Here is a 17,278-nt window from a genome sequence, read left to right on the forward strand (position 1 = left end):
GTAGCAACAAAAAAAAGAAAGATATATTATGAGTTTCACAGGTAAAAGTTTTCCAAGCATCACTGTAGATGCAATCGATTATTTAGGCGATAATTTACAAATTAACGTTTTCGAAAAAGCAGTTCAAGAAGGTAAAAAAGTAGTATTGTTTTGGTACCCAAAAGATTTCACTTTTGTTTGCCCAACAGAATTACATGCTTTCCAAGAAGCTTTACCAGAATTTGAAAAACGTAATACAATCGTTATCGGTGCATCTTGTGACACAAACGAAGTTCACTTCGCTTGGTTAAATACAGCTAAAGATAACGGTGGTATCGAAGGTGTAACATACCCAATTTTAGCAGATACTACACGTAACTTATCTTCAGTATTAGGTATTTTAGATATTAAAGAAGTAGAGCACCCAGAGTACGGTACATTGGTAGAAGGTTCTGCAGTTTCTTACAGAGCGACTTACTTAATCGATGAAACAGGTCGCGTATTCCACGAATCTGTAAACGATATGCCATTAGGTCGTAACGTGAAAGAATATTTACGTTTGATCGATGCTTATGCACACGTTCAAAATTTCGGTGAAGTATGTCCTGCAAACTGGGAAGAAGGAAAAGAAGCTATGCATGCGACTCGTGACGGTGTAGCTAGCTATTTAGCTGGTAACTAAACCATAATAAAGACGACATTGCAGTCTTTTGACAAAGGGGATAATCCCATTTCCCCTTTGTTTATTCATCTTTCTCAATAAATAAACAACAAAATCATGGTACAAGAATTAGAAAACGATAATTTACAAGAAATTGTAGAAAATAATGATATTGTAATGGTTCAATATGCAGCTACTTGGTGTGGTAACTGTAAAATAATGAAACCAAAATTCAAGAAATTGGCAACAGAAAATGAAAACGTAACTTTTGTTATCGCTGATGCTGAAAAATTTCCTGAATCTAGAAAACTAGCGAATGTCAGCAATTTGCCAACTTTTGCAGCTTTTAAAAACGGTAAATTAGTAAATCAAGTACAGACAAATAAATTTGACGCCTTAATCGACTTATTCAATGAAGCTTCCAGTAATTAAACATATCACCGAGTTTATCGAACAAAACGACGTTGATTATGTCTTAGAAACAATCGAAACCTTGGAATCTTTAGTTGAAGCTCCTTTAAAAGACGAGGAACTTGATGTGATCGGCGAATTGATCTCCAATCTTTATGGTGCTGTTGAAGTCGACAAATTAATGAAAGAAGGAAACAGTAAAAAAGATGCCATGAACATGTTTATGAAACGTGTATTGGGTTCTATCGATAAATAAATTATAGTTTTAATGCACTTTAGCAATACTTGTTTTAACAATTAAAGAACTCATTTTTAGTAGGAAAATGTTTATAAGCTGTATGTTGTGGAAAACTTGTTCTAAATTAATGCTAAACTGCAATAAAGATTATACTATCTTTAGCGGTAATAAAGGTTACCACTTAAAGAATTGACTATCCTCAAAAACAAACTTTTAAAAGGGTAGATTTTAAGAAAATATTTTAATTGTTAGAAACGGAAATTCTCCCCACAGAATTTCCGTTTTTTATTTAACCACAATATATTTACCTTTAATCTATGCTAAAATCAATTCTATTTACCAACGTTCTTCTTTTCTTGGGACTTTTTCAACATGCTCATGCTCAAAAGGCAGCAACAAATTGGAATAGTGCTACGATCAAATCAAAATTAGAAAAATTGAATGTTCTGGGCTCTGTCTTATACTTTGCAGCTCATCCTGATGATGAAAACACGAAATTAATCGCTTGGCTAGCGCAAGAAAAACATTATAAAACAGGCTATCTTTCACTGACTCGAGGAGATGGTGGTCAAAACTTAATTGGCACAGAACAGGGCATCGAACTCGGTTTGATCAGAACACAAGAGCTTTTAGCGGCAAGAAAAATCGATCATGGTGAGCAGTTCTTTACCTCAGCATTTGATTTTGGATTTTCCAAAACATCGGAAGAAACTTTTAATTTTTGGGATAAAGATCAGGTGCTTAGGGAAGCCGTATGGATCATTCGAAAATTCAGACCTGATGTGATTATCACCCGTTTTCCACCAGATGCAAGGGGCGGACACGGCCATCATCAAGCATCAGCAATACTTGCACACGAAGCCTTTCTAGCTGCTGCAGATCCAACTCGTTTTCCCGAACAACTTACGCAAGTAAAACCATGGCAAGCTGCACGATTACTTTGGAATACCTACAATTTTGGCAATCAGAATACGATAAACGAAAATCAACTGCAGGTAGAAATCGGGCAATACAATCCCTTAATTGGAAAATCTTATGGTGAAATTGCTGCGGATAGCAGATCATCGCATAAAAGTCAAGGATTTGGTAGTGCTGCTCAAGTAGGAAAATCGAAAGAATATTTTGAGTTTATTGCTGGAAAACCCGCTAAAATAGACATCTTCGAAGGAATCGATCAATCTTGGTCTAGAATAGGTAAAGGCAAAATCATAAGTGACAAAATCAAAGCTATAAATGCGTCTTATCAACTCCGCGCTCCTGAAAAGTCCCTACCGCAATTATTTGAAGTATTGAATCTGATCCAGACGATCGATGATCCGTATTGGAAAGTAGAAAAAACAAATGAAATCAAAGATTTGATACTTGCATGCGCCGGAATACGAATTGAGAGCTTAGCAGACCGAGCACATTTTGCTGTTGGAGACCAGATCAAGGTAAACAATCAACTTATTGTAAGAGCAGATATTGCCTCTGTGCAACTGAAAAAAATAAATGAACAAGCTATCAATCAAAAGCTGGAAAATAATTCACTAACGAGCTTTTCTGGCACCTTTGACGCAATTTCAACGACCCAGCCGTATTGGCTCAACGAACCGGTTCTAATCGGTCGATTCCAATTTTCAGACTTTAATAAAACTGGAGAACCAGAAAATCCAGATTACCCATCTGTGAGTTATGAATTGCTTATCAATGGAAATTCCCTAACTTATAAAAAGCCTATTCAGTACAAATTTACAGATCCTGTGAGGGGAGAAATCTACGATCCAATTGTAATTGCTCCTGCTGTCACCGCATCGACAAATCAAACGGTCGTACTCAGTCAAAACAGCACTCCACAGAAGCTCACACTGACTTTTGATAATGAAAGCAATACTAAAAACATAACGAAAACAGTTTCTTCAGTCATCAATAAGAACTGGAAAATAACACCAGAGGTGTTTACATTAGAATTTTCGGACAATCTTCAACACATCAGCAAAGAATTCACGATTCAAGCTCAAACAAAAGAGACGCGATTGGATACGCTATCCTTCCGTTTTGATACGGATGAAAAGGTTAAGATAGATCGTCAGATCCATTACGATCATATCCCAACCATTAACTGGTTTCCAGATCTGGCCGTGAGGGTCAGCAATCTGCAGTTACAAGTGCCGATTAAAAAGGTTGGTTATCTGATCGGAGCAGGAGATTTGATACCAGAATCGCTCAAAGCAATTGGCATATCGGTGGATATATTGTCTGAATCCCAGATTTTACAGCAAAACTTACAGCAGTATGATGCGATTATTGTCGGTATCAGAGCTTTTAATGTATTGAAAACCATGGATCAGATAAGCCCAAAACTAAACGAATATGTCAAAAATGGGGGTACTGTCTTGGAGCAATATAATGTAAACAATAAATTATTGTCCAGTCAATTTGGCCCTTACCCATTCCGGATCGGTAATAGTAGGGTAACAGAAGAACTTGCGGTGGTGCATTTTGACGCACAAAATCCCATCTTCGATTATCCCAATAAAATAACGGCATCTGATTTTGACAATTGGATCCAGGAAAGGGGATTATACTTTGCTGAAGACATCGATAGTCGGTACCAGACACCGATCCAGATACAAGATAAAAATGAACCTCTTCATCATGGATCACTCTTGATTGCTAACTATGGAAGTGGTAGATTTGTCTATACATCATTGTCATTTTTCAGACAATTGCCCGCTGGAGTTCCCGGAGCTTACAGATTATTTGTAAATTTGTTATCAAAATCAAAATAAAATAGACATTACAATGGAAAATCAAGTTGAAAACAGCGCATGTGCACCTAATCCAAAAGGATTAATCGTATTAATCGGTGTCATATTTGGAGCTTTAATTTCATTCACTGCAAACGAGACATTTTTAAGTATCATAGGAGGAGCTGTTGTTGGTTTAGTAATTGCAGTTTTCTTCAATAGCTACCTTTACGCTCAAAAGCCACATGACAGATAGGGAACAGACTCCCTTAACACAAAAATGGAAGCGCTTTTATATTTTAGTTGCGTGTAGCCTACTTGTGGTCATACTATTCCTTTATCTATTCACGAATTATTTTTCATGAGTACGATCGATTGGATAGTCCTTATTCTGACACTTTTGCTCATCGTACTGTATGGTATGTACAAAAGTAGAGGAATCAAAAATATTGACGGATACCTACTCGGCAATCAATCTTTGCCCTGGTATCATGTCGGGCTTTCGGTGATGGCGACTCAAGCAAGTGCCATCACCTTTCTTTCTGCCCCTGGTCTGGCATATAGTTCGGGTATGAGTTTCGTACAGTTCTATTTTGGCCTTCCTTTGGCCATGATTGTACTGTGTATCACTTTTGTCCCCATCTTTCATAAGCTGCGAGTATATACTGCCTATGAGTTTTTGGAAAAACGATTTGACATTCGAACTCGTGGATTGACCGCCTTCTTATTCTTGATACAACGCGGTATATCAACAGGTATCAGCATTTTTGCTCCAGCACTGATCATCGCCAGCATCTTACATATTAACCTTCCGATCACGACCTTGTTAATAGGAACTGTGGTGGTTATCTATACGACATATGGAGGTACTAAAGCTGTTTCGCACACGCAATTGATCCAGATGAGTATTATATTTGGGGCATTACTTGTCGCCGGAATACTGGTGGTCAAACTATTACCATCCGATATCGGACTCTATAAGGCGCTCCACATCGCAGGAAAATCCGGAAAAACAAATGCAATAGACTTCACATTTGATCTGAATAATCAATATACCGTATGGACAGGTATTATCGGTGGTTTTTTCTTGCAGCTATCTTATTTTGGTACAGACCAAAGTCAAGTAGGCCGTTATTTGACGGGCTCTTCGATTAAAGAAAGCAGACTAGGCCTACTCATGAATGGTTTATTGAAAATTCCGATGCAATTTTGTATTCTACTTATTGGAGTACTCGTTTTTGTTTATTATCAATACCATACGCCACCTATATTTTTCAATCAAGCCGAGATCGATAAATTAAAACAGAGTGAATATAACAGCTCCTATCAGGATCTGGAAAAGCAACAGATCTTGCTGAGCAATGAGAAACGTACAACCATCGATCGGTTAACAAAAGCGATCGACCTCGATGACCAATCAACCATTGATGAAAGCCGAGCAGCACTAAAGCATTCAAATGAACAGCTCAATGATATTCGAACAGAAGTCATTGGATTAATCAAGAAAAATAACCCCTCAGCGGAAACAAACGACAACAACTACATCTTCTTGTCCTTTGTCAACAACACGTTCCCTAAGGGCTTAATTGGCTTGCTGATCGCGGTCATCTTTCTTGCATCCATGGGTTCGACAGCTAGTGCCATCAACTCCTTAGCTTCTACAAGTACTGTGGATATCTATAAACGATTTATCAATAAACAATCGACTACTGAACAGGATCTTTTTTGGTCCCGCATGTTCACCCTATTTTGGGGTATCTTTTCAATTGCTGTTGCTCTTTACGCAAGTAAACTGGGCAATCTCCTCGAGGCAGTGAACATATTAGGATCCTTATTTTATGGGACCATACTTGGTATCTTTATCGTAGCATTTTACATGAAAAAGATAGGAGGGAAGGCCGTATTTTACGCCGCAATACTGTCGGAAGTCATTATTTTTATAATCTGGAAGATGGATGTCATAGCCTTTTTGTGGCTCAATGTGATCGGCTGCCTTGCCGTTATGATTCTGGCTTACCTAATGAAAAAGTTAGATCGAAAAAAAAGCCATTCCCTAGAATAGCTTAATATTTTAAATATAAATTGTATAAGATACTTTTATCGTACACCGTCAGTTCAGGACTCACATCATTGATCACAAATTTTCTCTTAAAAGCTATTATTGCCGCTTTTAAATTGGATGTATCATAACCAATAATTTTCAGTGCATCGATTGGATTGAAGGTCTCAGGAGCAGTGACGAGTTCAGCGGGATTATACCAGATGCCAAATCCTCGATCTGCTAATTTTTTCCATGGAAAAAATACACTGGGATCATTTTTACGAGCTGGAGCAATATCTGCATGACCAATAAAATTGGCTGTTGGAATTCCGTAATTTGTTTTTAATGTATCTAAAACGACCAAAAGAGCTGCTATCTGTGCTTCGGGAAATGCTTCTCTGCCATTGTTGTCCAATTCTATTCCAATCGAGATCGAATTCATATCAGTGATCGTACCCCACTTCGATAGGCCGGCATGCCATCCCCTGACATAATCATTGAGCATCTGGACAATGACACCATCGCGCCCTATCACATAATGGGAGCTGACCTTAGTATGCTCAACTTGAAAAGTTCTAATGGTCTGATCCAGGCTATTTTGTGCAGTATGATGGATAATAACGTAGTTAGGTTTACGTATATCATAATGGATAGCGGTCTCTTGTCTCATACCTGCATGCGACCCCATTTTTCCTAAGGTCCATACTTTATGCTCACCCATACTCAGCTTAGGAACCGTATCATGTACGATCACCGTCTTGATGACTGTATCGATCTTGACAGGTATGACCTGCTCTGCAGGTCCTTTTTTGACCACACTCGATTTGCTCTTACAACCCGTTAGGAATAAAAAGCAATAGAATAAAGCATACCAGCAAAAGTATTTCCTTGCCAACATTATCTCGGTAACTTATAAACTAATCCTAAAGCTAATGACTCACTTAACTGAACTCGTGAAATAACATCTGAATCGTAAACCATAATTCCATTTAAGTTTACATTGATCGCTCTAGAAACTTTAGCTGTAACCGTTACATCCAAACGATGTGAAGGATCATTTAATTTTTTATAATTCGCAAATAAATTATAACGTGCTTTCACATTCAATCTATCTGTAAAGTTTTTATCCATATTTCCGGTGATCTGAAAAGCGAGGTCATTTTGAACAGTTTTACCTCCTTCAACACCATATTTTACTTGATCCTTCTCAAGTGGTTTACGGTCAGGATATTTCTGACTATATTGCTCGGTAGTTAAGGGCTTGATACGATTATCAAGAATCAGAGTTTGACGTGCCGTACCGGTACCAAAACGAATCGAATAGGAAGGACTTGGCTTATATTCAAAACCGAGGGATTCCGTAATATACGCAGGTGCCATAAAAGCATTTTCGATATAATCAATCGTGTCTCTACCATTCTCTGTCTTATATTTAAATCCATCATCAAATTGCGATTCAAATGTCAATGAGGTATACAGAGCCCATTTCGGAGACAATTTATAGGACAGTTTATTGTCCCAAAAAATACGGTCATTGTTTTTCTTCGCGATTTGCCCATTATTTCTAATCTTACCATATCGCAAATCGATCTCAGTTACAAAATTGAAATTGTCTCTGGTATAATCTGATTTATGATTTGCAATTAATCCGACGGCTGTTGATCCGACACCACCACCTTTCCAATTATCATTGAATGCTGCTTGATTGATATTGACTCCAAAACTGGTCCAATGTTTCCAATAATCAACTTCTAATTCTAACTTAGGAACAATAGGTCTTATATTCTTTAAGGAGACATTTTCTTGTTTATTCTCCGAAATAACTGAATCTGGCTTTACTCTAAGGTCTTTCAAAACCTGAGCTCGAACTGTACTGCACGATACACCAAGAATTAATAAGGCAAATAAGGATTGTAACTTCATATCAAGCGACTCTTTTTCTTTTCTTAATTTTAAGGTACTAAAATAGGATTTATTGTTGGTAATGGCTCAATAAAATATCGAGAAGGATTTTTTTGATACTTTTGATAGCAATCTTTGATATAATTTGTCAGTTCATATTGCGTGCAACTGATGATAAAAAAGTAGCTCGGTTTAAAAATTCTTCTAAATTTATCAAGTTCATCACCAGTAAGCCCTGTCGTACGGCTTACCAATTGCGTTGAAAATTTATACTCGATCACATTGTCTTTATAATCATTTTCAATCAATTTCTTTAATCTTTTCGCATTCTTAGCTTCTCTACTAAAAAGACTATAAATGGAATTGATACTTAAGCCCGCTCCATTTTGTCCCACAGAGAACAAATCTCCTGATTCGGACAATCTAAAGGCTTTCTCATAATCGGTTTTTGCTTTCTTCAATATTTCATCTGGATCTTTTTTTGCTACTACAGAAACTTCGTCAATATATATCGATTCCCGTTTCAGATGAAATAAGATAACGGGAGACATACTGACCACTACAGTATCTGGGAAGTATTCGCGTGAAATGGCGATCAAAGCATCACCTTTCTCTGCTAAAATAGAAAATTCACCTTTCGTATTATTATAAACCTCTTCGTTGGTCCTGACATTGCGAATCGTTACTTTGGAAATTCTTTGTTTCGTGTGGAAATCGGAAACAATACCTTCAATTTTCTTTTGCGCAATAGCTGTTGGTACTATCGCAAAAAAAAGAAGGAGTATAACGATATTTTGTAGATTCTTCACTCCTGTAAAACTACGTTTTAGCATCGCAAAAGTGAAATATTTAACATCTTTTGATGATTTACTTCGAAATCACCAAAAGCTGACCTACAGACAAATTGGTATCCGTAAGACCATTCAACGCTTTAATCTGATCCACAGAGATGCCATACAGCTTACTCAAAGAATACAGCGTATCTTTACCCTGCACTTCATGAATACGCATTGCTACAGGACTCTTGATTTGCTCTGTTTGTACCACAGGAGCTTCGACTGCATTGTGCACAATCTCCCGTTCAACAACAACTTCTCTTTTCTCTTTCTCTACACGCGTCTCTACACGATCGTATCGATACAATTCATATCGTTCAATCATATCAATCAATAAGTCCGGATACCGTGGATTGGTGGCATAACCTGCCGCTTTTAATCCTTTTGCCCAACCTTTATAGTCATTTTTGTTGAGTAGGAACAAATCTGAATATCGTTTGCGCAACAAAAACTCCGAATGATCCCGAAATGATTGTTCAGGACTTTCGTATACACGAAAACAATCATCAAAGCGATCGTCAGGACGAGTAATGGATTTTCCTTTCCATACCCCGCCACATTTGATTCCAAAATGATTATTAGCCTGTGTTGCTAAATAACTATTTCCATTGCCAGACTCCAGTAAGGCCTGAGCAAGTTTGATACTCGCAGGAATACCATACTTATTCATTTCTGCAATCGCAATATCTTTGTATTTTTCAACATAAGCATTCCCCGAAACAGCTGGTCTGGTTTTACTTGGAAGATTGGAAGAGGGAGTACCTGTATGATTTTTACTTTTATAAACAGTGTTTTTTTTGGATGAGCATGAACTAAAAAAAACAGTAATGGCAAGTAGGATAAAAGCAAATTTTTTCATCGTATGAGCAGAATTACTTCGAAGCGGTGAGTTTTCTCGATATGGGTGATGGATTTTTATCAAAATTATCTAAATCATACATTTCGATTGTTTTGATAATCTTCGAAGACCAATCTTTAGTTCTTGAATATCCCGCCTTTGCTAAAGCGCCTACCCAAGCTTTGTAATTTTGTCCCCGATTATCCTCAAATAGGGGAGTCGTGGTTTTCTTTCGTTTAACCAAAGATATAAAGTCATTATAAGAATCAAGTACTGATTTATAACCTTTATATGCTGAATTAATCACTTTGCTATTATTTTTTCCTTTAATACCGAAGTGATTATTTAAATTTTTAGCAATCTTACTATTTCCATGTGCACTTTCATGCATTGCAATAGCTAAAATTACCGATGCTGGAACACCATGTTCTTGCATCATCTCTTGTGCTACGGGGCTGTATTTATCAATATAAAATTGATTGCTTTGAGCGGATACAGTAGTATAACTACTGACGACCAAAATTAATACAGCAACATAGTTTTTTAATGTTTTAAAATTCATAAAGAATCATTTAGTCCACTAATCACTTTTTGCGTAATGCAAAAAGTCCATCTCGAATGGGCAATAAAACCTTTTCGATGCGCTGGTCCTGAGCTAATTGTTCATTCAAATCTATGATTTGCTTTGTTTGATTGTCTGGATTTTCATCTAATACTTTGCCTTTCCACAAGACATTATCGATTAAAATCAGCCCTCCAGACGGGACTCTATCTAAAATTAATTCGTAATAGTAATGATTACGCTTCTTATCAGCATCTATAAAAACCAGATCAAAGCTACCCTCAATCGTCGGGATCACTGTTGCTGCATCGCCAATATGATACTTAATTTGGGATGCAAAAGGTGATCGGTCAAAATAACCCTGTACCCGTTCTTCTTGCTCAGCATTGACATCGATTGTATGTATGATACCTTCTTTTGACAAGCCTTCAGCTAGACAAAGTGTAGCGTATCCAGTAAACGTACCAATCTCCAAAATAGTATTTGGAGCAGCTAATTTACTCAACATAGCAAGCACTCTTCCTTGGTAATGTCCAGACAACATATGGGGCATTGTTTCCTTCAAATAGGTCTCCCTATTGATACTTTTTAGCAACGAATTTTCATCGTCACAGGTATGCTCTAAGTAGGATTCTAAATGCTCATTACAAATGTCCATAACAACAAATTTACTGAACATGATTTATATTCAGAAAAATTAAAACATAACAAACTGATTTTAAGGAAATTAATATTTAAGGAAATGTTACATAAAAAATGACATATGCCCTTATGGGCGATAGAAACACTTTTGCAATTTTAGAGATTTTTATAAATTAAGGAATTTTAAAGCAAAAAAAGTCGAATCTTTAGCTAAAGATTCGACTTAAAAGTTTTGTATTTTTTAATGAATTACGTCAAGTTTGCCGTAATTAATTTTAAGAATTCTGAACGTGTCACATCATTCTGAAAAGCTCCAGTAAAAGCCGATGTGGTGGTTACAGAATTTTGCTTCTGAATACCGCGCATCGCCATACACATATGCTTGCATTCGATCACGACAGCGACACCCTTAGCTCCCAAAGTTTCTTGGATACAATCTCGAATCTCATTGGTCAAACGCTCCTGTACTTGTAGTCTTCTTGCAAAAATATCAACTACTCGAGGTATTTTACTCAGACCTACGATATGACCATTTGGAATATAAGCAATATGTGCTTTACCAAAGAATGGCAACATATGGTGCTCGCACATCGAATAGACTTCAATATCTTTTACCACTACCATTTGGCTATAGTCTTCTTCAAACATGGCTCCTTGCAATACTTTTGCCGGATCAATATCATAGCCATGTGTTAAAAACTGCAATGCTTTTGCTACACGCTCTGGTGTTTTGATTAATCCTTCACGATTTGGATTTTCGCCTAAAGATTCTAAAATATCTGTATAATGAGCTGCAATACGATCAACTTTATCTTGATTATATTGATCAATTTTAACGTAGCCGTCTAACTCTTCCTCTTCAAATGAGTGATTACTCATAGTTATTAAATAAATTAGTGTATAAGATTAATCGCCAAAATATTCGACGTAATTATTTTCAGTTTCATGCAGACGAATACTGTGCAATTGCACCTGCTCTGCTTCGAATAATGGTTGTAAGACTTCAAATATGGCAATCGCAATATTTTCTGTAGATGCCATTTTATCTTTCATAAAATCGACATCAAGATTAATATTTTTATGATCGACCTTGTTCACAACATGCTCCAGAATGATGGTTTTCATCAATTTTAAATCAATCAAAAAACCTGTAGTTGGATTTACGTCACCTTTGACCGTTACAAACAAATCATAGTTATGACCATGCCAGTTAACATTAGAACAGTTGCCGAAAACATTTTCGTTTTTTTCAATACTCCAATCTTCTCGGTAAAGCTTATGTGCAGCGCAAAAGCGCTCACGACGAGTGATATATACCATAATAACACAAAGATACATGTTTACAAGCAGAATATTGCTTTTGAGAAAATGATTACCATCACATTTGCGTAAATTATTAAGTAATATTGTACAAAGGTTTATATGACATGAAAACACTCATTGTAGCGGCAACAACTTTCGAAATTCAGCCTTATATCGATCGCATCGATCAATATCCACAGACCAACTACTTGATCAGTCAGGTCGGAATGGTGCAAACGGCATATCACCTAGGCAAGCATCTTGCCCACAACAATTACGATCTCCTTATTAATATCGGAATAGGAGGTTGTTTCAACCGTGCTTTGCCTATTGGCGCGGTCGTTTCGGTAGATCGGGAATTATTTTCCGAGCTCGGAGCTGAAAATGATGAACAGTTTATTCCAATTGATGAACTGGGTTTTGGTACCGCACATTATCAAGCATTACAAAACCCAACAACACGAGAACTCGTGCATAAGCTACCTAGCGGACTAGGAATCACGGTCAATAAGGTTCATGGAAATGCCAACGAAATAGCAAAATTATTGACTCAGGTTCCAGAGGCATTAATAGAATCGATGGAAGGCGCAGCTGTATTTTTGGCCGCTGCCGAAACGCAAACCCAAACCATTCAGCTTCGCGGGATATCTAATTATGTAGAAAAACGCAACCGTGCCACGTGGAACATACCACTGGCTATCGAGAATAGTAATGCTGTTCTTTTCCAAATTTTATCGGAAATATATCAAGTTTAAATTTCGATTATATTCCTGTTTTCGCCATCCTGTTATTAAAAAATGACATAAAAGCAGATATTTAGGCGGTAATGACCTTCAAAATATCAATAATAAATAGTAGATTTGTAATCTAAAATTTGACACTATTTTACAACTGATGAGAGAGATACAATTCAGAGAAGCACTTCGTGAAGCGATGAACGAAGAAATGCGTAAAGACGAAACAATATTTTTATTAGGAGAAGAAGTTGCAGAATACAATGGTGCTTATAAAGTAAGCCAAGGTATGCTGGATGAATTCGGAGCTAAACGCGTGATAGATACACCTATTGCAGAATTAGGTTTTGCTGGTATCGCAGTAGGTGCTGCGATGAATGGTTTAAAACCAATCGTTGAATTCATGACATTTAACTTTTCTTTAGTTGCTATTGACCAAATTATCAATGCCGCTGCAAAGATTCGTTCCATGAGTGGAGGTCAATTCTCTATTCCAATGGTATTCCGTGGTCCAACAGGTAACGCTGGACAATTAGGTGCACAGCACTCTCAAAATTTTGAGAACTGGTACGCCAATACTCCAGGATTAAAAGTTGTTGTTCCTTCAAATCCATATGATGCAAAAGGTTTATTAAAATCTGCTATCATCGATCCAGATCCAGTTATTTTTATGGAATCTGAAGTTATGTACGGTGATAAAGGTCATGTGCCTGAAGAAGAATATTACTTACCTATTGGTAAAGCTAATGTGGTAAAAGAAGGTGCTGATGTCACCATCGTTTCTTTCGGTAAAATGGTTCCACGTGTTGTATTACCTGCTGTCGAAGAATTGACAAAAGAAGGTATCAATGTGGAAGTAATTGACTTACGCTCTGTACGCCCTATTGACTACCCAACGATTATTGAGTCTGTTAAGAAAACAAATCGTTTGGTTATTGTAGAAGAAGCTTGGCCTTTAGCATCAATTTCATCTGAAATTACATATGCTGTACAACGCAATGCATTTGATTACCTAGATGCTCCGATTGTTCGTATTACAGCAGCAGACGTACCTCTTCCATATGCAGCAACATTAATTGAAGCAGCACTTCCAAGTGTAGCTAAAGTGGTAAAAGCTGTAAAAGAAGTTGCCTACATCAAAAAATAAAAGCATTTATATTGCTTAAATTAAAAAAGTCCTTTGGTATACCAAAGGACTTTTTTAATTTAGGGTTTATTATACTAACTAATTTTACATGATCAAACCCCTCTCACTTGCATTTTTGTCGTTCTTCTTGATAACGACCTCTAATGCTCAAGACGAAGTATTACTCAAGCTAAAGCCTGATCTTAATAATCCAATTGCGCAAAAATTGCACATGACAATAGATGTCAATGCTGGAGCCCAAAGCACTATGATTGATGCTACTATGCTATCATTAACGACAAATACGGCAGCCACAGATAGCACAATAACGTATTCAACAAAATTTACGGAGATGATCATGGCCATGGATGCAGGTATGATGACCATCAACTATGATTCAAAAAATCCAGATGCTAACGAGTTTTCAAAACAGATCCATGAAAAAGTTAAAACCATGCTGGAAAATCCAATTATAGCAGTCATGAGTTTGGACGGAAAAGTAAAAGATGTCGAAGATGCTCCTGATGGCAATGATCTCTTTGACCCGAATATGTTGAAAGAAGCAGCTTTTGAATATCCGAGCAAGGAGTTGAAGGTGGGCGAACAATGGAAAGCAATCTCCAATAATAAAGCTTTGGGTCCAATAGAACAAACGTATACCCTTAAAAGCATCTCCGCTGATGGTATCTCCATCACTACCGAAGGTCAGATCAATGCTGAAGGACAATCCATTGGTTCAGTGACAGGACAATACCTGTTAAACCCCAAAACACATTATCTAAAAGCAGCGACTATCGAAACAAAAGTCAAAAAAGATGATATAGATGTCACAAGCAAAATAGAAATCCTATAAAACCAAGAAAGAGCCGTTTGTAGACGGCTCTTTCCTGGTTTTATTGAACGTAAGTTTTAAAATTACGCGTTAATCTCTTCTTTATATTGATCAGCAGTTAATAAAGCATCAACATCAGCTGCATTATTCAATTTAATACGAATAATCCAACCTTCTCCATATGGATCTGAGTTTACTAATTCTGGTGAAGCATCGATTGCTTCATTAACAGATAAAACTGTAGCTGTAACTGGAATGAATAAATCGGAAACAGTTTTTACAGCTTCGATCGTTCCAAAAATTTCGTTTGCAGCTACTTCTTCACCAATTGTGTTGATGTCTACAAATACGATATCGCCTAACTCACGTTGCGCAAAATCAGTAATACCAATAACGGCCTCATCACCTTCAACACGAATCCATTCGTGATCTTTAGTGTATTTTAATTCAGCTGGAAAATTCATTTTATTTTTTTTTAATCTTCTATTTAATTACGCCATGAAGTTACAAAATATATTGATATCACAAAAATCTTGTGTGTTCTCTGCTATTTTGTTCCTACTTTTAACCTATGAACTCAATGATTGAAAAACTTTACAGAATTGCAAAAAAAGATAGCCGTTTCATTATCGGTCTTATGTCAGGAACTTCCTTAGATGGGCTCGATATTGCACTCTGTAAAATTAGTTATAATGGTAAATCTACCGTCGTAAGCTTAGAAAATTTTATAACGATGGATTACGACGATGAGTTTAGAACATATATCAGAGGTATATTTGCTAAAAGATCTATTGATCAGCAGCTGTTAAGTGGTCTGAATGCCTATATTGGACATGTCCATGCAGCACTGATCAATCAGGCTCTTCAAAAGTGGGGAATATCCAAAGAAGATATTGACTGTATTGCGAGCCATGGACAGACGGTCTACCATGCCCCACAAAGCCTCACAAAAGATACATCCATGCCCAATAGTACGCTTCAGATCGGAGATGGGGATCATATTGCGGTCAAAACAGGCATAATTACCATTTCTGATTTTAGACAAAAACATATTGCTGCCGGTGGGGAAGGAGCTCCTTTAGCAGCCTACGGTGACTACTTACTTTTTTCGCACCCTGTAGAAAATCGTTTTTTATTAAATATTGGAGGAATCGCAAATTATACGTTTATTCCAAATCAAGGTAGTGATCAAAAAGCCTTTGCAACGGACATTGGACCAGGAAATACTATGATGAATCAATTTGCAAAAGAATCGTTTCATATCGAAATGGATAAAGATGCAGCAATTGCAAAAAAAGGCAAAGTCATTGAACCTTTACTTCATGAACTTCTTAAAGAACCGTTTTTGCAAGATGAATTCCCTAAAACCACCGGTCCCGAATTATTTAATTTAGATTATTTGAAAAGCTGTCAAATGAAATCCGATTGTCTAGACATCAGTCCTGAGGATATCATGGCGACATTAAATCAATTTACGGCAACATGTATTGTCACTGCTATCCAAAAACAATCGCAGCACCTCAATCAAGTACATATCTATGTCAGTGGCGGAGGTTTGCACAATCCTTTATTAATTGATAAAATAAAAGCTGGATTACCGCAGCATCTGGTAAGCTCATTTGCTGATCTGGGCATTGATCCTGATGCTAAAGAAGCCGTCTTATTTGCCCTTTTAGCCAATGAAACATTAGTCGGCAACGCAGACAATGTGAGTCAAATAAAAGACTCACCTGCTGTCTGTATGGGTAAAATTAGTCTTCCACAATAAGACTAATCATTGTCGATCGCCTCATGCAGATACTGCTTCAACGGAAGCATGATTTTGTACGAATCGATGATATTTTCTAAGGCTTTTTTATCCGTCAAATCACTATTGGTTAAGCTCTTATGACTAACGAAGCTTTTTAATTTTAAAAACTCAATCGCAGTATGATCGGCATCATATCCCGCAGGAGGGCGTTTGAGTTTATCTTCAGTTTCTAATTCCAGACCGCCTAACTCTTTTAATTCGGCAACAATACGGTTAAATTTGTCTCCATTATAATCTATTTCTTGACGAATAGCATCTAGATGTTTCTTTTCTGGACGCCAATAACCACAAGCGATAAATGAATTTTCCGGTGATATATGAATATAATACTCTGGACCATCTAATTTACGGCCATCTTTGGAAATCCCTGCTCCAAACCAATTCTTATATGGGGTTTTATCTTTTGAAAAACGGGTATCACGGTAGATACGAAACAAACATTTATTGGCTTGAATATCGGTTGTGATATGAGGATCAAATTTGGATAATTCGATAATCAAATCTGCCACAAATAAACGGACATCAGCTAACGCTGCCTCATAGCGGTCCTTTTCTTCCGCAAACCACTCTCGTGTATTGTTATTTTGTAAATCTTTTAAAAACGTAAAAGTATTTTGATTGATATGTGCCATAAA

General features: G+C 36.9%; 20 protein-coding genes. 10 read left to right on the plus strand and 10 right to left on the minus strand.

Annotation, left to right across the window (positions count from 1 at the left end; translation table 11 throughout):
- Window positions 1–28: 28 nt before the first annotated feature.
- From AC06G9_RS22520 to AC06G9_RS22545, 6 genes are all read left to right on the plus strand, one after another.
- Window positions 29–661 carry a peroxiredoxin gene (locus AC06G9_RS22520; protein WP_021189264.1) on the plus strand — a complete coding sequence of 211 codons (633 nt, stop codon included), beginning with the start codon at window positions 29–31 and terminating at the stop codon, window positions 659–661.
- A 96-nt stretch (window positions 662–757) separates the two neighbouring features.
- Window positions 758–1,072 carry a thioredoxin family protein gene (locus tag AC06G9_RS22525; RefSeq protein ID WP_045753141.1) on the plus strand — a complete coding sequence of 105 codons (315 nt, stop codon included), beginning with the start codon at window positions 758–760 and terminating at the stop codon, window positions 1,070–1,072.
- Entirely contained in the window at window positions 1,053–1,307 is a 255-nt protein-coding gene (locus AC06G9_RS22530) for a DUF6952 family protein (RefSeq protein WP_045753142.1), read from the plus strand. The genes AC06G9_RS22525 and AC06G9_RS22530 overlap by 20 nt, the downstream gene beginning before the upstream one ends.
- Window positions 1,308–1,606: 299 nt before the next feature.
- Window positions 1,607–4,060, plus strand: coding sequence for a PIG-L family deacetylase (locus tag AC06G9_RS22535; RefSeq protein ID WP_480957285.1), 2,454 nt, complete (start codon window positions 1,607–1,609; stop codon window positions 4,058–4,060).
- 13 nt (window positions 4,061–4,073) lie between these two features.
- Window positions 4,074–4,274, plus strand: a complete 201-nt coding sequence (locus tag AC06G9_RS22540; protein ID WP_045753143.1) for a hypothetical protein — start codon at window positions 4,074–4,076, stop codon at window positions 4,272–4,274.
- A gap of 105 nt (window positions 4,275–4,379) precedes the next feature.
- Complete coding sequence (locus tag AC06G9_RS22545; RefSeq protein WP_480957286.1) at window positions 4,380–6,080, plus strand: sodium:solute symporter family protein; 1,701 nt, start codon at window positions 4,380–4,382, stop codon at window positions 6,078–6,080.
- Window position 6,081: 1 nt separating this feature from the next.
- Here the strand turns inward: AC06G9_RS22545 and AC06G9_RS22550 are convergent, their stop codons facing one another.
- The 8 genes from AC06G9_RS22550 to AC06G9_RS22585 all read right to left on the minus strand — a co-directional run bounded on the left by AC06G9_RS22550 (window position 6,082) and on the right by AC06G9_RS22585 (window position 12,159).
- Complete coding sequence (locus AC06G9_RS22550) at window positions 6,082–6,876, minus strand: N-acetylmuramoyl-L-alanine amidase (protein WP_281047729.1); 795 nt, start codon at window positions 6,874–6,876, stop codon at window positions 6,082–6,084.
- Between the two features lie 80 nt (window positions 6,877–6,956).
- Window positions 6,957–7,982 (minus strand): DUF3078 domain-containing protein, encoded by a 1,026-nt coding sequence (locus tag AC06G9_RS22555; protein ID WP_346569418.1) that lies wholly within the window; start codon window positions 7,980–7,982, stop codon window positions 6,957–6,959.
- A 29-nt stretch (window positions 7,983–8,011) separates the two neighbouring features.
- Window positions 8,012–8,794 carry a hypothetical protein gene (locus AC06G9_RS22560; RefSeq protein WP_434442833.1) on the minus strand — a complete coding sequence of 261 codons (783 nt, stop codon included), beginning with the start codon at window positions 8,792–8,794 and terminating at the stop codon, window positions 8,012–8,014.
- 34 nt (window positions 8,795–8,828) lie between these two features.
- On the minus strand, window positions 8,829–9,656 hold the full coding sequence (locus tag AC06G9_RS22565) for a glucosaminidase domain-containing protein (RefSeq protein ID WP_293928932.1): 828 nt from the start codon (window positions 9,654–9,656) through the stop codon (window positions 8,829–8,831).
- 13 nt (window positions 9,657–9,669) lie between these two features.
- Entirely contained in the window at window positions 9,670–10,197 is a 528-nt protein-coding gene (locus AC06G9_RS22570; RefSeq protein WP_045753148.1) for a glucosaminidase domain-containing protein, read from the minus strand.
- 22 nt (window positions 10,198–10,219) lie between these two features.
- Window positions 10,220–10,855 (minus strand): O-methyltransferase, encoded by a 636-nt coding sequence (locus AC06G9_RS22575; protein WP_248755128.1) that lies wholly within the window; start codon window positions 10,853–10,855, stop codon window positions 10,220–10,222.
- 233 nt (window positions 10,856–11,088) lie between these two features.
- On the minus strand, window positions 11,089–11,718 hold the full coding sequence (folE, locus tag AC06G9_RS22580; RefSeq protein ID WP_045753149.1) for a GTP cyclohydrolase I FolE: 630 nt from the start codon (window positions 11,716–11,718) through the stop codon (window positions 11,089–11,091).
- A 27-nt stretch (window positions 11,719–11,745) separates the two neighbouring features.
- A complete protein-coding gene (locus AC06G9_RS22585; protein ID WP_045753150.1) occupies window positions 11,746–12,159 on the minus strand; it encodes a 6-pyruvoyl trahydropterin synthase family protein in 414 nt (137 codons plus the stop codon).
- A gap of 107 nt (window positions 12,160–12,266) precedes the next feature.
- Here AC06G9_RS22585 and mqnB point away from each other — a divergent pair, with 107 nt between their 5' ends.
- From mqnB to AC06G9_RS22600, 3 genes are all read left to right on the plus strand, one after another.
- A complete protein-coding gene (gene mqnB / locus AC06G9_RS22590; RefSeq protein WP_045753151.1) occupies window positions 12,267–12,896 on the plus strand; it encodes a futalosine hydrolase in 630 nt (209 codons plus the stop codon).
- A gap of 139 nt (window positions 12,897–13,035) precedes the next feature.
- A complete protein-coding gene (locus tag AC06G9_RS22595) occupies window positions 13,036–14,022 on the plus strand; it encodes a pyruvate dehydrogenase complex E1 component subunit beta (RefSeq protein ID WP_045753152.1) in 987 nt (328 codons plus the stop codon).
- An 88-nt stretch (window positions 14,023–14,110) separates the two neighbouring features.
- Window positions 14,111–14,854 carry a DUF6263 family protein gene (locus AC06G9_RS22600; protein ID WP_480957287.1) on the plus strand — a complete coding sequence of 248 codons (744 nt, stop codon included), beginning with the start codon at window positions 14,111–14,113 and terminating at the stop codon, window positions 14,852–14,854.
- 62 nt (window positions 14,855–14,916) lie between these two features.
- On the opposite strand, the gene gcvH is transcribed toward AC06G9_RS22600, so the two are convergent.
- The gene (gcvH, locus tag AC06G9_RS22605; protein ID WP_045753154.1) at window positions 14,917–15,297 is read right to left on the minus strand and encodes a glycine cleavage system protein GcvH; all 381 of its coding nucleotides are present in this window, start codon (window positions 15,295–15,297) and stop codon (window positions 14,917–14,919) included.
- A gap of 116 nt (window positions 15,298–15,413) precedes the next feature.
- On the opposite strand from gcvH, the gene AC06G9_RS22610 reads away from it, so the two are divergent.
- Entirely contained in the window at window positions 15,414–16,601 is a 1,188-nt protein-coding gene (locus tag AC06G9_RS22610; protein WP_480957288.1) for an anhydro-N-acetylmuramic acid kinase, read from the plus strand.
- 2 nt (window positions 16,602–16,603) lie between these two features.
- Here the strand turns inward: AC06G9_RS22610 and AC06G9_RS22615 are convergent, their stop codons facing one another.
- The gene (locus AC06G9_RS22615) at window positions 16,604–17,275 is read right to left on the minus strand and encodes a DUF2461 domain-containing protein (RefSeq protein WP_045754842.1); all 672 of its coding nucleotides are present in this window, start codon (window positions 17,273–17,275) and stop codon (window positions 16,604–16,606) included.
- Window positions 17,276–17,278: the final 3 nt, after the last annotated feature.

This window comes from Sphingobacterium sp. MAE (genome assembly GCF_056711605.1).

What these genes read in the sequence shown, in the direction of transcription:
- AC06G9_RS22520 (WP_021189264.1), top strand. Translation starts at nt 29, where the DNA reads ATGAGTTTCACAGGTAAAAGTTTTCCAAGCATCACTGTAGATGCAATC.
- AC06G9_RS22525 (WP_045753141.1), top strand. Translation starts at nt 758, where the DNA reads ATGGTACAAGAATTAGAAAACGATAATTTACAAGAAATTGTAGAAAAT.
- AC06G9_RS22530 (WP_045753142.1), top strand. Translation starts at nt 1,053, where the DNA reads ATGAAGCTTCCAGTAATTAAACATATCACCGAGTTTATCGAACAAAAC.
- AC06G9_RS22535 (WP_480957285.1), top strand. Translation starts at nt 1,607, where the DNA reads ATGCTAAAATCAATTCTATTTACCAACGTTCTTCTTTTCTTGGGACTT.
- AC06G9_RS22540 (WP_045753143.1), top strand. Translation starts at nt 4,074, where the DNA reads ATGGAAAATCAAGTTGAAAACAGCGCATGTGCACCTAATCCAAAAGGA.
- AC06G9_RS22545 (WP_480957286.1), top strand. Translation starts at nt 4,380, where the DNA reads ATGAGTACGATCGATTGGATAGTCCTTATTCTGACACTTTTGCTCATC.
- AC06G9_RS22555 (WP_346569418.1), bottom strand. Translation starts at nt 7,982, where the DNA reads ATGAAGTTACAATCCTTATTTGCCTTATTAATTCTTGGTGTATCGTGC.
- AC06G9_RS22560 (WP_434442833.1), bottom strand. Translation starts at nt 8,794, where the DNA reads ATGCTAAAACGTAGTTTTACAGGAGTGAAGAATCTACAAAATATCGTT.
- AC06G9_RS22565 (WP_293928932.1), bottom strand. Translation starts at nt 9,656, where the DNA reads ATGAAAAAATTTGCTTTTATCCTACTTGCCATTACTGTTTTTTTTAGT.
- AC06G9_RS22570 (WP_045753148.1), bottom strand. Translation starts at nt 10,197, where the DNA reads ATGAATTTTAAAACATTAAAAAACTATGTTGCTGTATTAATTTTGGTC.
- AC06G9_RS22575 (WP_248755128.1), bottom strand. Translation starts at nt 10,855, where the DNA reads ATGGACATTTGTAATGAGCATTTAGAATCCTACTTAGAGCATACCTGT.
- folE (WP_045753149.1), bottom strand. Translation starts at nt 11,718, where the DNA reads ATGAGTAATCACTCATTTGAAGAGGAAGAGTTAGACGGCTACGTTAAA.
- AC06G9_RS22585 (WP_045753150.1), bottom strand. Translation starts at nt 12,159, where the DNA reads ATGGTATATATCACTCGTCGTGAGCGCTTTTGCGCTGCACATAAGCTT.
- mqnB (WP_045753151.1), top strand. Translation starts at nt 12,267, where the DNA reads ATGAAAACACTCATTGTAGCGGCAACAACTTTCGAAATTCAGCCTTAT.
- AC06G9_RS22595 (WP_045753152.1), top strand. Translation starts at nt 13,036, where the DNA reads ATGAGAGAGATACAATTCAGAGAAGCACTTCGTGAAGCGATGAACGAA.
- AC06G9_RS22600 (WP_480957287.1), top strand. Translation starts at nt 14,111, where the DNA reads ATGATCAAACCCCTCTCACTTGCATTTTTGTCGTTCTTCTTGATAACG.
- gcvH (WP_045753154.1), bottom strand. Translation starts at nt 15,297, where the DNA reads ATGAATTTTCCAGCTGAATTAAAATACACTAAAGATCACGAATGGATT.
- AC06G9_RS22610 (WP_480957288.1), top strand. Translation starts at nt 15,414, where the DNA reads ATGATTGAAAAACTTTACAGAATTGCAAAAAAAGATAGCCGTTTCATT.
- AC06G9_RS22615 (WP_045754842.1), bottom strand. Translation starts at nt 17,275, where the DNA reads ATGGCACATATCAATCAAAATACTTTTACGTTTTTAAAAGATTTACAA.